This is a genomic window from Stenotrophomonas sp. 21LCFQ19 (genome assembly GCF_056861425.1).
Window position 1 is genome coordinate 1 of record NZ_JBSPUF010000018.1, and the last position, 13,174, is coordinate 13,174.

Genomic DNA, 13,174 nt, shown 5'->3' on the forward strand with positions numbered 1-13,174 from the left:
CCGCTCCCACACGCCCAAAGTCGGGCAGCACTGCGCCGCGGCAAGGCGTAAAATGGTGGGCTGAACCCCCGCCAGCCTTCAGCAAGCGAGCAAGCCGTGACATCGATCAAGCAGGAAGACCTCATCCAGTCCGTCGCCGACGCACTGCAGTACATCTCGTACTACCACCCGGTCGACTACATCAAGAACCTCTCCGCTGCCTATGAGCGCGAAGAGTCGCCGGCGGCCAAAGAGGCCATTGCCCAGATCCTGATCAACTCGCGCATGTGCGCCGAAGGCCATCGGCCGATCTGCCAGGACACCGGCATCGTCACCGTGTTCCTGGAAATCGGCATGAACGTGCGCTGGGACGATGCCACCATGGGTGTCGAGGACATGGCCAACGAGGGCATCCGCCGCGCCTACGCCTACCCGGACAACAAGCTGCGCGCCTCGGTGCTGGCTGACCCGGCCGGCAAGCGCACCAATACCAAGGACAACACCCCGGGCGTGGTCAACGTCAAGGTCGTGCCGGGTAATACGGTCGATGTGATCGTCGCCGCCAAGGGTGGCGGTTCGGAGGCCAAGAGCAAGTTCGCCATGCTCAACCCGTCCGATTCCATCGTTGACTGGGTGCTCAAGACCGTGCCGACCATGGGCGCTGGCTGGTGCCCGCCGGGCATGCTCGGCATCGGCATCGGCGGTACTGCCGAAAAGGCGATGCTGCTGGCCAAGGAATCGCTGATGGAGCCGATCGACATCACCGACCTGCAGGCCCGCGGCGCCTCCAATCGTGCCGAAGAGCTGCGCCTGGAGCTGTACGAGAAGGTCAATGCACTGGGCATCGGCGCGCAGGGCCTGGGTGGCCTGACCACGGTGCTCGACATCAAGGTCAAGGATTTCCCGACCCACGCCGCCAACCTGCCCATCGCGATGATCCCGAACTGCGCCGCTACCCGCCACGCGCATTTCACCCTGGATGGCAGTGGCCCGGTGATGCTGGACCCGCCGTCGCTGGAAGACTGGCCCAAGCTGACCTACGACGCGTCCAAGGGCACCCGCGTCGATCTGGACAACATCACCCCGGAAGAAGTGGCTGCATGGAAGCCGGGCCAGACCCTGCTGCTCAACGGCAAGCTGCTGACCGGCCGCGACGCCGCGCACAAGCGCATGGTCGAAATGCTCAACAAGGGTGAGCAGCTGCCGGTGGACCTGAAGGGCCGCTTCATCTATTACGTCGGCCCGGTCGATCCGGTGCGTGACGAAGTGGTGGGTCCGGCCGGCCCGACCACCGCCACCCGCATGGACAAGTTCACCCGCCAGATCCTGGAACAGACCGGCCTGCTGGGCATGGTCGGCAAGGCCGAGCGCGGCCCGGCGGCGATCGAGGCGATCCGCGACAACAAGTCGGCCTACCTGATGGCGGTTGGTGGCTCGGCCTATCTGGTGTCCAAGGCGATCAAGGCCTCCAAGGTCGTCGGCTTCGCCGACCTTGGCATGGAAGCCATCTATGAGTTCACCGTGCAGGACATGCCGGTGACCGTGGCGGTCGACTCCACCGGCGAGTCGGTGCACAAGACCGGTCCGCGCGAATGGCAGGCCCGCATTGGCAAGATTCCGGTGATCGTCGAGTAATCGATCGCTGTCACTGGTGATGCCACGACGGCCCGGGCTATGCTCGGGCCGTCGTCGTTTCCAGGGATTGTCCGATGCGCAGGTTCACATGGGTGCTTGTTCCGATGGTGTTGTTGCTTGCCGCCTGTGCGAGCGGCGGCGGTTGGGAGGGTGCGCCGCGCAACGATCCCGCAGCCTGCGTGACGTATTGCCAGAACGCCTATCAGCGCTGCAATGCCAACCCGCGCAGTTACGGCGACTGCGGTGAAGCGAACCGCAACAATCAGTGTGACAAGATCGCCAATCCGGAGCTGCGCGGTGCCTGCCAGACTTCACAGGCGTTCTGCCAGAACAGGTCTGCCGCGTCGGTGTGTGGCGAACGCTTGAACAGTTGCATGAACAGCTGCAACTGAACCAGCCGATAGCTGCGACGCACCTGTAGTGCCGAGCCATGCTCGGCAGAGGCTTTCCCGGGAAGCCATCAAATCATCAGCTCCGCAGCCTACGCCGCTGCCACGAAAGCACGGCGGCGCGGCGTCTGCTACCTCCCTTTGCCGCAGGCAAGGGGAGGGTTGGAGAGGGGTGCTTTTGATCTTTGCTGTTGCTGCAGCGGTTGCTTCATCAGCTTCGCGGCTTACGCCGCTCCTACAAGTGCGGTGTCTGGCCTGGTTAGAATGTGTTTTTCCAGCCGGGAACCCAGCGCATGTCGGTTGTTCTGTACGGATCGCAAAGCACTGCTTCGTTGGTGGTGCATTGGCTGCTGATCGAGCTTGGTATCGTGCATGAGTTGCGCCAACTGGATTTTGAGCGTGGCGAACAGAAGTCAGCGGAGTTCCTGGCGATCAATCCTGCCGGCCGCGTGCCTGCGCTGATCTTGGATGGACAGGTACTGACCGAGTCCGCTGCCATTGCCATGCATCTCGCCGATCTGCACCCGCAGGCAGGGCTGGCACCCGCGCCGGGCAGTGCCGCGCGCGGTGACTATTACCGTTGGATGTGTTTCTGCGTGTACACCTTGATGCCAGCCTATCGCGCCTGGTTCTATCCGCAGGAGCCGGCTGGTGAGTTGCATGCGGAGGAAGTGAAGCAGCGGGCCCGGCTGCAGTTGGAGGCAGCCTGGCAGCAGATGGCTGATCATCTGGAAGCACATGGCCCCCATGTTCTGGGCGACCAGCTGAGCGTCGTCGATTTCATGTTGACCATGCTGATGCGCTGGAGCCGCAACATGCCGCGCCCTACCGACAGCTGGCCGGTGCTGGCTGCGCACGCGGCGCGGATGAAGGCGCGGCCGGCGTTTACCGAGGTCTATCGGCTTGAGGGGATCAGTGATTGGTTGTGAGCGTGGTGCTGCGGTGACATTGGTGGCTTCGCGGCTTATGGCCCGAGGCCACCCAGCGCCGCTCGTACAACAGCCGGTGCGGATCGCTCAATCGACGTGGTCCTCGAACTTGCGCCCGCCCTGGAACGGCATCAGGTGCTGTTTGATGATGCCGTTCGGCACCGTCTCCAGCTTCATCACGCCATATTCCTGTGGCCATTGGGCTTGATCGCGCGGTAGCTTGAAGGTGCCCATCAGCATGTCCACCAGTGGCAGGTGGATGGCGTAGTTGACGTCGACGTAGTCCTGCTGCCGGGCGTGGTGCCAGTGATGGTAGCGCGGCAGTACCAGCAGGTATTCCAGCCAGCCGAAGCGGATGCCGAGATTGGCGTGTGCGAGAACCGCCTGCAGGCCGACCAGGATCACGTAGGCATTCACCGCCGGGGTGGAGAAGCCAAGGACCAGCAGCGGCAACAACACCGCACTGCGGGTCAACACGATCTCGACAAAGTGCACGCGTGAGCCGGCCAGCCAGTCCATGTGCCGGCTGGAGTGGTGCACGGCGTGGAAGCGCCAGAGCCAGGGGATGTTGTGATAAGCGCGGTGCAGCAGCGCCTGCGCCATGTCGGCGACAAAGACTGCGATCAGGAATTGTGCCCACACCGGAAGTGACTGGATGGCTGCCTTCAACGAGGGGAAGGCTGCCAGCCCGGCGATGGTCGAGGTGGAAGCGGTCACCAGGATCAGGATGAACTGCACCAGCACGTGGCTCATGAAGAAGTAGGCCACATCGGTGCGCCAGCCGGGGCGCAGCGGCGACAGCTCGCGTTTGCCCAGATAGCGCTCCAGCGGCACGAACACCAGCGCCGAGAAGAACAGCGACAGCACGAACCAATCCAGGCCCAGGGAGTAAGGGGTCTTGCCGATGGCGTCGAACTGCACGTTGGTGCCGCCCAGCAGTACCGCCACGGTTGCCGTGCCCACGCCAAGGGTGGCTACCCGCTTGTTGCGATCACGCAGGATCGCGACAGTTCCCATGATGAATGCAGCGGCCAGCCCGACCAGCAGCATATGGCGGGCAAACTGTTCGTTGTAGACAGCGCGGAACTCGCGGCTGGTCAGCAGTTCGGGGAAGTGGAAGCAGGCGACTGCGAGCAGGCTCAGCACACCGAGCAGGGCGGAGCCGTAGGCAAAGAATGAGCGGCGGGCATGGGCCATTGCGGACTTCCTGTCGTTGGTGAGCGGATTCTGCCTGTGTCTGCTGAACGGCGGAAGTAGGGGGATGCGCTCGGCGGGCCGACTTCACGCCCGCTGCGCGCTTGGGCGAGTAGCGTGGCATGGACCAGACAGCAGTCAGGCCATGCGTTTGCCGGCTGGGCTGGCGGCAATTACCAGGAGTGAATGGATGAGTGGATTGACGGTTCCGGTGAGCACGACGGATCACATCCAGGGCAGCCTGGATGAGCCGGTCGTGCTGGTTGAATATGCCGACTTCCAATGCCCGTCCTGCGGTGAGGCTTTTTCGCTGGTCAAGCGCCTGCAGCAGCGCTTTGGCGAAGGCTTGTGCCTGGTATTTCGCCACTTCCCGCTGGTGCAGGCGCACCCGCAGGCGTTACCTGCGGCGATCACTGCCGAGTATGCCGCTGCCCATGGCAGGTTCTGGGATGCGCATGACGCACTGTTCCGCAACCAGCAGCAGCTGGGCGAGGTGGTCTATCGCGAGTTGATGCGTGAACTGGGCTTGCCGGAAGAAGGCTTGGCCGCAGCGATGGACGGCAGCAGCAATCTGCTGCGGATACAGCATGATATCGAGAGCGGCATGGGCAGCGGTGTCACTGGCACGCCCAGTTTCTTCATCAATGGCGAATTGTTCCAGCCCAGGCAGAGCTTCGAAGAGCTTTACGAAGCCATCGTCCAGGCCGGCGCCAAGCGCAGCTGAGGCTGCCTGGCGCACGCCACGGCGGCGCCACGGCAGGTGTTGCAGATATCGTGGCTCAGCTGATGAGGCTGAGCACAGTTTCTGGTGGGCGGCACAGGGCCGTGCCCTTGGCGGTCCGCACGATCGGGCGATTGATCAGCGTCGGGTGCTGACTCATCGCTTCGACCAGTGCCGCCTCGTCATCGAGTTTGGCGGCCAGCCCAAGCTCGGCGTAGGCGGTCTCCTTGCTGCGCAGCAAGTCGCGGGCAGGCATGCCCATGGCCTCCAGCAGCGTGCGCAGCTGGGCAGCCGTGGGCGGGTTGTCGAGGTAGTTGATGACCTCGACGTCGACACCGGCTTCCTGCAGCAGCGCCAGCGCGCCGCGTGAGTTGGAACAGCGGTTGTTGTGCCAGATGGTCGCTTTCATTGTTCAGAACCACTCCAGCAGGGACACGCCAAGGCCGATGTAGGTGGCGCGGTGGTTGTAGTCGATCATGCTCTCGCCGTAGCCATCGAATACCTGTACATGGCCGCGCAGCAGCTTGTTGATCGGGAAGCCGTAGTCCATCTGCAGCGAGCCATGCGAGCGATCACCGCTGCGCAATGAGTGGCGGCCGGTGATGGCCAGCTCATGGCCGTTGCGGTTGTAGACCAAGGTGGCGTCACCGCGGCCCATGTAGTCCTCGATGTCCGGATTGTTGTCGTCGCGTCGACCTTCCGGAATGCGGTACCAGGGGCGCAGCATGATCGCCCAGTTCTCACGGTCCAGGCCGACGTTCATCACCACCCGGTTCCAGCTGCGCGAAAGTGGATCGCTGCGGCCATTGGATTGATGGTTGAGGCTGAAGCCGGTCATGCGCCCGTTCCAGCCAAACAGCGAGTAGCCGTTGCGGAAGGTCAGCATCACCTCGGGTTCGTAGTTGGTTTCGCGGAACGGTCGCGACAGTTCACTGTTGTAGGCCTGCCAGCGCGAGCTCTGGGTATAGCCAACCCAGATATCGCCGTTGTCGCCGAACAGGTTCTCGGTGACCTTGGTCTTGAAGCTGAGCTGGAACTTCAGCTCGGTGCTGTCCAGCTCCTCGGCCTGGGTGACGGTGTTGTTGGGGTTGGGCGAGTGCGGCATCTCATTGGGCTTGCTGCTCCAGAAGGCCGGCAACAGATACACCGGTTTGTAGGCGCGCAGCTGGAACAGGCCCAGCTTGGAGTCCTTGGCCAGCTCCCAGCGGCTGTCCAGCAAGGAGCCGCGGCCGGCATTGGCGGCTGCCGAATCCAGTTCGTCATGCGCGAACAGCTCGTTGCGGCGTGGTAGTGGCTGGTCCAGTTCCTTGGCAGTAGCCTTGGCCTCCTTGCGCGCCTGCTGTGCAGCGGCGGCCGCGGCATCGGCTGCACGGGTGTCGGTGGGGGTGCGGCCGAGTGCGCTGTCGTAGCAGGCCAGGCGGGTGGCATCGGTCTCAAGCGCGAAGCAGGCCTGCGGCGAGGCGGGGGTTGGCATCGATTCCTGCGCGAGAGCCGAAGTGCTGGCACCGCTCAGGATGAGCAGCAGGGCATGGCGAAGAGCGTGTGTTTGCATGGGTTCCATCCGGTCGCTGTGGGGTGGCCGGGCCGGGGCAATCGGGGGAAATTGCACGCCGGCATCAGTGGCAAGTTGAGGATTGTCGGTGATTACCCTGTCCACGTGGAGTCAGGGTGGCGTTCAGAAGAACCAGGCAATGGCGAACACGCCGACCATGGCGACTGCCAGGCCCAGCTTGAGTGCGACCCCGAGGACGATGCCCAGCCAGGTGCCGAGCCCGACCTTGGTGGCCTGGCCGAGCTGGCGGCCGTGCAGGTACTCACCGCCGAGAGCGCCGAGGAACGGACCTACGAACAGACCGATCGGCATGAAGAACAGGCCGACCACCGTACCTATCGCCGAGCCGATCAGGGCCAGCTTGCTGGCGCCCACCTTCTTGGCGCCAGCGACGGTGCAGATCACATCCACGATGATCGAGATGACCGTCAATACGCCCAGTACCACCAGGGGCAGCCAGCCGACCCGGTTGAAGCCGTCGCCCCAGGCGGCCAGCAGCAAGCCGACGAACACCAGCGGCACCCCCGGCAGCGCGGGCAGGATGATGCCGGCGATGCCGACCAGGACCAGCAGGGCGCCAACCAGATAGAAGATGAATGAATAGTCCATGTGTGCTCTGAAGGGGGTCGTATAGGGGTTGACTTTAATGCATGTGCCGGTGTTGCAATTTATTTAGCCCCGAGTTAAGTTGCAGCCGCTGAGCTTGGCAAGGTCACCGTGAATCGTGGCCTGATGGGTAGATCCAAGGATTTGCTGCATCGCTGCACCTCGCTTCCTCCTTGCAACCAGCCGCCTCACCGGGCGTAACCATCAAACGAAAGAGCTACAGGGAGTAAGTCGAGATGTCTGATCGCGAAACCGGTACCGTCAAGTGGTTCAACGACGCCAAGGGCTTCGGCTTCATCAGCCGCGAAAATGGTGAGGACGTGTTCGTGCACTTCCGCGCCATCCAGACCGATGGCTTCAAAAGCCTGAAGGAAGGCCAGAAGGTCACCTTTACCGTTGTGCAGGGCCAGAAGGGCCTGCAGGCTGACGCCGTACAGCCGGCCTGATCCGGCGGTCGTGCAGTCAAAAGAAAGGCCCGCGCAAGCGGGCCTTTCTCCGTCAGCGGTGACGGGAACGGCTCAGCGGAGTACCACGCGGCCGTTGACCACGCGCACATAGGTGTTCTCGCGGATACCGCCCAGGTCCTTCTGGTTGACCACGATCACGCGGCCATCGTCCATGCGCACCTGGATGTCATAGGAGTTGCCGGTGACGTTCTGCTGGATCTTGTTACCGGCCATGGCGCCACCAACCGCGCCTGCGACGGCGGCGATGTTCTGGTTGCCCTTGCTGCCGCCGGTCTTGTCGGAGATCTCGTGGCCGGCGACTGCGCCGACGATGCCGCCCAGAATGGCGCCGGTTGCGCTGGGCGCGGTGCGGCCGGAGGCGACGGTATCGATGCGGGTGACGATGCCGCAGTCGGTGCAACGGTTCTGGTTGTAGCCGTTGTTGTTGCCGTAGTTACCACCATTGTTGTAGCCGCCGTTGTTGTAGCCACCACCGTAACCGGGGGAGGTAGCGCAACCGGCCAGCGCCAGACTGGCAATTGCGCCTGCAGCGATCAGTTGGATCTTCATGGTGTTTCTCCTTGCCAGATTGAAAGTGGGTACAACTGAGTGACCCGCGGCGAAGATCCTGCGGTTTTGCATGTGAATGGAGGGCCAATCACATGTGAAAACGCAGTTTGCTTACTTGAAGTCCTGATGGCACGACTTGCAGTCGCTGCCGATTTTTTGCACCGCAGCAGCCAACGCTGCGCAGTCTGCAGGCGGCTTGGCCAATGCATCGTTCAAGGTGGCGCGATAGCGGCTGGCGTGTTGCTGGAAGCGCTCGTCATCACGCAGACCCGGGAAGGCGGTCTCCAGGTCGTTGGCCAGTGCCCGCAGCGTCTGCAGGCGTGGTGTGCTGTCGGTGACGCTGCAGCGGTTCTGCTTCCGGCTCTCATCCAGCAACTGGGCCTGCTTGGCCATGACCGTCATCAGACTGTCCGGGAAGTGATCCTGGCGGGCCTGGATGGCGCGCATGCCCATCACGGTGGCGATCACGCCGATCAGCAGGCCGGCGAGCAGCACGAAGAGGTATCGCGAGGCTTTGGATGGGGGGCGGACGGGTGCAGGGTCGGACATTGCGTTGGCTCCAGGCTACGTGGCAAAGGGGTTCGACTGCCGGGCATTATGCAGCGGCACAAGCGAAGCCCGTGTCATCGTGCTGCTACCCGACTCGCCGCAGGTCCGGGGCAGGCCTTAAAATGGGCCGATGAAAGAAGAATTGCGTGAGCGCTTTGCCGGCATCGACCGGCTGTACGGGGCAGGCACCATCACCCATCTGAGCGGCTGCAAGGTCGCCGTGGTTGGCATGGGTGGGGTCGGCTCGTGGATCGTTGAAGCGCTGGTGCGCTCGGCGGTGGGTCACTTGAGCCTGATCGACGCCGACGATATCTGCGTGTCCAACACCAATCGCCAGCTGCCGGCGATGGCTGGGCAATACGGTCGCAACAAGTCTGTGGCGATGGCTGAACGCTGCCGTGCGATCAACCCGGATGTCCAGGTCGAGGCGGTGGAGTCGTTCCTGACCCCAGCCAACATGGCTGAGTTGCTGGACCGTGGGTTTGATCTGGTGATCGACGCCTGTGACAGCTTCCGGGTGAAGGTGGAGACCATCGCCTGGTGCCGCCGACGCAAGCTGCCGATGATCACCATTGGCGCGGCTGGCGGGCGTACCGATCCAACCCTGGTACGGGTGCGCGACGTATCGCGTACCGAGCATGACGCGATGATGGCGCTGATCCGCAAGAAGCTGCGCAGCGAGTTCAACTTCCCCAAGAGCGCAAAGCGCTACTTCGGCGTGCCGGCGGTGTATTCGCTGGAAAACGTGAAATACCCGCAGGCTGATGGCAGCGTCTGTGGCATCCGCCCGAACCTGGGCCCGGATGAGGCCTTGAAGCTGGATTGCGGTGGCGGCCTGGGCGCGGCAACGCACATCACCGGTGCGTTCGCATTCGTGGCGGTGGGCAAGGCGCTGGAGATGCTGCTGAAGAACCGCGTGTAAAAGTAGGCGGGCGGCTGTGGTTTGTGGGAGCGGCGTCAGCCGCGAAGCTGGCATTGCTGAAAATGCCAGGGTGTTCGTGATCTGGCTGACCTGTGGCTTCGCGGCTTACGCCGCTCCCACAATCACACCTATAACCCGAATAGCCGCTCTGCATTTGCCGTGGTCTGCGCGGCAATATCCGCCGCCGGTTGCTGGCGCAGTTCAGCAACGGTATCGAGAATCTGCCGCAGCCGCGAAGGCTCGTTGCGTTGGCCGCGGATGTCGGCATCCGGTTGATCCGGCGCATCGGTTTCCAGCAGCAGGAACTCCAGCGGCATCTGCGTCACCAGGCCGCGCAGACGGTTGGCGCGGGTGTAGGTGATGGGGCCGCCAAGGCCGATCATGAAGCCCAGGTCCCATAGCTGCCTGGCCTGCTCCGGACTGCCGGAGAAACTATGCACCACGCCGCTGAGTCCGCCAACGCGGCGGATGCGCAGGATCACTTCATCCAGGGCGCGGCGCGCATGCACGATCAGTGGCAGCTGGGCGTCCCGCGCCAATTCCAGTTGGCCCTGGAAATACAGGCGCTGTGCTTCCGGGTCGAGGTCATCGACGAAGAAATCCAGCCCGCATTCACCGATGGCACAGGGTGACTCGCGTTCCACCCAGCCGCGCAGCTGCTGCAGGTGTTCGGGACGGTGCTCAGGCAGGAACATCGGGTGCAGGCCGTAGGCCGGATGCAGGCCTGCATCAGCTGCGCACACCTCGCGCAGTTTGGGCCAACTGGCTGCGGTCACCGCCGGCACGATCTGCACACCCACGCCGCTTGCACGGGCGCGGGCGATCACCGCCTTGCGGTCAATGTCGAATTCAGCTGCATCCAGATGGCAGTGGCTGTCGATCAGCTGCACGGCTCAGCGCTTGCCCGGCAGTATCGGCGGCTCGGCCGGGTCCTTGCGTCGCTTCCAGTTGGCGAGCAGCAAGGTGCTCAGGCCAAACAGGATCTCATCGACAAACGGAATCGGGTCGGGCAGCAGCATGCTGATGACGAACAGCGCACCGGTCAGCTTGAACAGGGTGGGGTAGCGCAGTTTGCGTGCCCATTCCAGAAACGGCGACAACATCATGCTCGACATGGCGTATCCAGATGAAAAGGGTTCAGACTGTCCCGTAGATCAGGCCCAGCAGCCTGAATATTGCGATGAGTTGAATGATTTCGATAGGGAGCTGACAGAAATACTGGCCTCTGTTCAGCTTATCCATGCTGGAATCCTCCCAACACACACGCGGGCAGCCGCACGGAGACAGATCATGAAGAGCACAACCACGACCGTTTTGGTTGCCGCCGGCGCGTTGCTGGTAGGTGGCATCGCCACCGCCGCCTTCATGCAGGGCCGCGACAAGGCCAGCACCGCCCCGCTGGTCGAGGAAGCACGCCCGGTGCTGGACAACTCGCCTTTGGTGGACGATGCCGCCGTTACCGGCAAGGTAGAGACTCCGGCCGAGCCGCAGCTGCAGTACGCCGACGTGCTCAAGGTCGCTCCGGTGACCCAGAAGGAACGCGTCTACGGCACGGTCACCGGCAGCGACCCGATCCGCGAAACCTCCACCACCAGCACCCCGCACGAAGTCTGCGAGGACGTGGTGGTGCAGGAGCGCCTGCCCGAGCGTGACGGCAATGTTGGCGGTACGGTCGCCGGTGCGCTGATCGGCGGCCTGCTCGGCAACCAGGTTGGCGGCGGTAACGGCAAGAAGGCAGCTACCGCGGCAGGTGCCGTGGCGGGTGGCGTGATCGGCAACCAGGTCGACAAGCGCCACGTTGGTGGCCGTGTGGTCAACCGCACCGAGCGCCAGTGCCACACCGAACAGCGCACTGCCGAGTCCAGCCGTATCACCGGCTACAACGTCAGCTACCGCAAGCCCGATGGCAGCACCGGCACGATGCGCATGGACAGCCGTCCGGGTGAGCGTGTGTCGCTGGGCAACGCCAACCAGACCATCGGTTACGACGTGACCTATCGCTATGAGGGCGCGGAAAAGACCGTGCGCATGCAGGACAAGCCGGCCAGTGATCGCCTGCCGGTGATCGACGGTCAGCTGGTCACGCAGACCGCGGCGATGGCACCGACGGACAGCCGCCAGTAAGCGTCGCAAGCCGTAAACCTGCTTTCTTCAGCAGTTGAGTCAACCGGAATCCGATGCCAGACCTCTGGCATCGGATTTTTTATTGTTTTGTGGGAGCGGCGTAAGCCGCGAAGCCTGCACGCTATCGGGCGGCGCGAAAACCCCTTCACCGAGCGAACGGTGTCAGCTTCGCGGCTTACGCCGCTCCCACAAACGAGCGCCAGCAAGGCAGCGCCTGTTTGACCAGTTGGGGTGGCAGGCGCAAGCTCGGCGTCCTTGTTTACCTGCACACTGGAACCGCGATGAGTGTTTTCGACCTGCGACTGGAAACCGAGCGCCTGCTGCTGCGACCACCGGCCGCCGAAGACTTCGACGCCTTCTCTGCGTTCTGCGCCGATCCCCAGACCATGCTGCATCTTGGCGGCGTGCAGGTGCCTTCGGTGGCGTGGCGCAGCTTGGCGGCGCTGACTGGCAGCTGGCAGCTGCTCGGGTATTCGATGTTCTCGGTGATCGAAAAGAGCAGCGGACGCTGGATCGGGCGGGTCGGGCCTTGGCAGCCGCATGGCTGGCCGGGCACCGAAGTGGGCTGGGGCATCGCTTCGGAATTCTGGGGCCGTGGTTATGCGCCGGAAGCAGCGCGGGCGAGCATCGACTGGGCGTTCGATACGCTGGGTTGGCAGGAAGTGATCCATACCATCGTGCCGGCCAACACCAGTTCGGTGGTGGTGGCGCAAAAGCTGGGCGCGACCTTGCTGCGGCAGGCGCGCTTGCCGGCACCGGCCGATATCGCGGTGGATGTGTGGGGCCAATCCCGCCAGCAGTGGATGTCGCAACGCTGAGAGCACACGTTGAGAGCGCACTTTGCTGCGGTCGCAGCTTTACCGCGATGCCTGTGATCCGTTCAGATGGAGGCTGTCGTCTGCCATTCGGTAGCAGGGAGCGGATCAGTGAGTTTTTCGGGTGCTGGGTTGCGGGTGTATGGCATGTCCACGTCGGGCAACTGCCACAAGGTGCGGCTGCTGCTGGAGCAGATGGGGACGCGCTATGAATGGGTCGAGGTCAACAGCGCCGAAGGCCAGACCCGTACCCCGGAGTTCCTCGCCCTCAATCCCAACGGGAAGGTGCCGTTGGTGCAGCGCGCCGATGGGCGGGTGCTGACCGAATCCAATGCCATCCTGTTCTGGCTGGCCGAAGGCACGCCTTATCTGCCAAGTGATGGATGGCAGCGGGCGCAGGCCTTGTCGTGGATGTTCTTTGAGCAATACAGCCATGAGCCGTACATCGCCGTTGCGCGTTTCATCAGCATCTGGACGCCCACCGATTCGCCGCGCCGCGCTGAACTACCGCGCCTGCGCGAGCGCGGCCATGATGCGCTGGCAGTGATGGAGCGCCACCTGCAGGGCAATCCCTGGTTTACCGGCCCCGACTACGGCGTGGCCGATATCGCGCTGTTTGCGTATACCGCTGTCGCCGAGGATGGTGGCATTGGCCTGTCCTCGTATCCCGCGATCCAGCGCTGGTTGCAGGCGGTGCAGGCCCAGCCCGGCTTCATGCCGATACTGGCTGGCTGAGCGCTCCT

General features: G+C 63.4%; 17 protein-coding genes. 9 read left to right on the forward strand and 8 right to left on the reverse strand.

Going from position 1 to position 13,174, the window contains the following annotated elements:
- Window positions 1-96 precede the first annotated feature (96 nt).
- The 3 genes from AC13FW_RS17435 (at window position 97) to AC13FW_RS17445 (ending at window position 2,932) form a co-directional block, all read left to right on the forward strand.
- The gene (locus tag AC13FW_RS17435; protein WP_282271569.1) at window positions 97-1,614 is read left to right on the forward strand and encodes a fumarate hydratase; all 1,518 of its coding nucleotides are present in this window, start codon (window positions 97-99) and stop codon (window positions 1,612-1,614) included.
- 74 nt (window positions 1,615-1,688) lie between these two features.
- Window positions 1,689-2,006, forward strand: a complete 318-nt coding sequence (locus AC13FW_RS17440; RefSeq protein WP_482989900.1) for a hypothetical protein — start codon at window positions 1,689-1,691, stop codon at window positions 2,004-2,006.
- Between the two features lie 290 nt (window positions 2,007-2,296).
- Entirely contained in the window at window positions 2,297-2,932 is a 636-nt protein-coding gene (locus AC13FW_RS17445) for a glutathione S-transferase family protein (protein WP_482989901.1), read from the forward strand.
- Window positions 2,933-3,019: 87 nt separating this feature from the next.
- On the opposite strand, the gene AC13FW_RS17450 is transcribed toward AC13FW_RS17445, so the two are convergent.
- Window positions 3,020-4,129 (reverse strand): sterol desaturase family protein, encoded by a 1,110-nt coding sequence (locus AC13FW_RS17450; RefSeq protein WP_296246561.1) that lies wholly within the window; start codon window positions 4,127-4,129, stop codon window positions 3,020-3,022.
- A gap of 187 nt (window positions 4,130-4,316) precedes the next feature.
- Here AC13FW_RS17450 and AC13FW_RS17455 point away from each other — a divergent pair, with 187 nt between their 5' ends.
- Window positions 4,317-4,850: a DsbA family protein gene (locus AC13FW_RS17455; RefSeq protein WP_482989902.1), complete on the forward strand. Its 534-nt coding sequence runs from the start codon at window positions 4,317-4,319 to the stop codon at window positions 4,848-4,850.
- Window positions 4,851-4,905: 55 nt separating this feature from the next.
- Here the strand turns inward: AC13FW_RS17455 and arsC are convergent, their stop codons facing one another.
- The 3 genes from arsC to AC13FW_RS17470 all read right to left on the reverse strand — a co-directional run bounded on the left by arsC (window position 4,906) and on the right by AC13FW_RS17470 (window position 7,008).
- The gene (arsC, locus tag AC13FW_RS17460; RefSeq protein WP_296246558.1) at window positions 4,906-5,256 is read right to left on the reverse strand and encodes an arsenate reductase (glutaredoxin); all 351 of its coding nucleotides are present in this window, start codon (window positions 5,254-5,256) and stop codon (window positions 4,906-4,908) included.
- A 3-nt stretch (window positions 5,257-5,259) separates the two neighbouring features.
- Window positions 5,260-6,399, reverse strand: a complete 1,140-nt coding sequence (locus AC13FW_RS17465) for a phospholipase A (protein ID WP_482989903.1) — start codon at window positions 6,397-6,399, stop codon at window positions 5,260-5,262.
- Between the two features lie 123 nt (window positions 6,400-6,522).
- A complete protein-coding gene (locus AC13FW_RS17470) occupies window positions 6,523-7,008 on the reverse strand; it encodes a DUF456 domain-containing protein (protein ID WP_282271581.1) in 486 nt (161 codons plus the stop codon).
- A gap of 233 nt (window positions 7,009-7,241) precedes the next feature.
- Here AC13FW_RS17470 and AC13FW_RS17475 point away from each other — a divergent pair, with 233 nt between their 5' ends.
- Window positions 7,242-7,451, forward strand: coding sequence for a cold-shock protein (locus AC13FW_RS17475; RefSeq protein WP_282271583.1), 210 nt, complete (start codon window positions 7,242-7,244; stop codon window positions 7,449-7,451).
- Between the two features lie 72 nt (window positions 7,452-7,523).
- Here the strand turns inward: AC13FW_RS17475 and AC13FW_RS17480 are convergent, their stop codons facing one another.
- Both AC13FW_RS17480 and AC13FW_RS17485 read right to left on the reverse strand, forming a co-directional pair.
- On the reverse strand, window positions 7,524-8,021 hold the full coding sequence (locus tag AC13FW_RS17480; protein WP_282271585.1) for a glycine zipper 2TM domain-containing protein: 498 nt from the start codon (window positions 8,019-8,021) through the stop codon (window positions 7,524-7,526).
- Between the two features lie 111 nt (window positions 8,022-8,132).
- The gene (locus tag AC13FW_RS17485; protein WP_296246553.1) at window positions 8,133-8,570 is read right to left on the reverse strand and encodes a cytochrome c; all 438 of its coding nucleotides are present in this window, start codon (window positions 8,568-8,570) and stop codon (window positions 8,133-8,135) included.
- A 130-nt stretch (window positions 8,571-8,700) separates the two neighbouring features.
- On the opposite strand from AC13FW_RS17485, the gene AC13FW_RS17490 reads away from it, so the two are divergent.
- Window positions 8,701-9,492: a tRNA threonylcarbamoyladenosine dehydratase gene (locus tag AC13FW_RS17490; protein WP_296246551.1), complete on the forward strand. Its 792-nt coding sequence runs from the start codon at window positions 8,701-8,703 to the stop codon at window positions 9,490-9,492.
- A 128-nt stretch (window positions 9,493-9,620) separates the two neighbouring features.
- Here AC13FW_RS17490 and AC13FW_RS17495 read toward each other — a convergent pair whose 3' ends face one another.
- On the reverse strand, window positions 9,621-10,382 hold the full coding sequence (locus AC13FW_RS17495) for a TatD family hydrolase (RefSeq protein ID WP_482989904.1): 762 nt from the start codon (window positions 10,380-10,382) through the stop codon (window positions 9,621-9,623).
- A gap of 3 nt (window positions 10,383-10,385) precedes the next feature.
- Window positions 10,386-10,607, reverse strand: coding sequence for a DUF6116 family protein (locus tag AC13FW_RS17500; RefSeq protein WP_062166057.1), 222 nt, complete (start codon window positions 10,605-10,607; stop codon window positions 10,386-10,388).
- A 175-nt stretch (window positions 10,608-10,782) separates the two neighbouring features.
- On the opposite strand from AC13FW_RS17500, the gene AC13FW_RS17505 reads away from it, so the two are divergent.
- The 3 genes from AC13FW_RS17505 (at window position 10,783) to AC13FW_RS17515 (ending at window position 13,166) form a co-directional block, all read left to right on the forward strand.
- Window positions 10,783-11,616 carry a glycine zipper 2TM domain-containing protein gene (locus tag AC13FW_RS17505; protein ID WP_482989905.1) on the forward strand — a complete coding sequence of 278 codons (834 nt, stop codon included), beginning with the start codon at window positions 10,783-10,785 and terminating at the stop codon, window positions 11,614-11,616.
- Between the two features lie 281 nt (window positions 11,617-11,897).
- On the forward strand, window positions 11,898-12,434 hold the full coding sequence (locus tag AC13FW_RS17510) for a GNAT family N-acetyltransferase (RefSeq protein WP_482989906.1): 537 nt from the start codon (window positions 11,898-11,900) through the stop codon (window positions 12,432-12,434).
- 108 nt (window positions 12,435-12,542) lie between these two features.
- The gene (locus tag AC13FW_RS17515; protein ID WP_482989907.1) at window positions 12,543-13,166 is read left to right on the forward strand and encodes a glutathione S-transferase family protein; all 624 of its coding nucleotides are present in this window, start codon (window positions 12,543-12,545) and stop codon (window positions 13,164-13,166) included.
- Window positions 13,167-13,174: the final 8 nt, after the last annotated feature.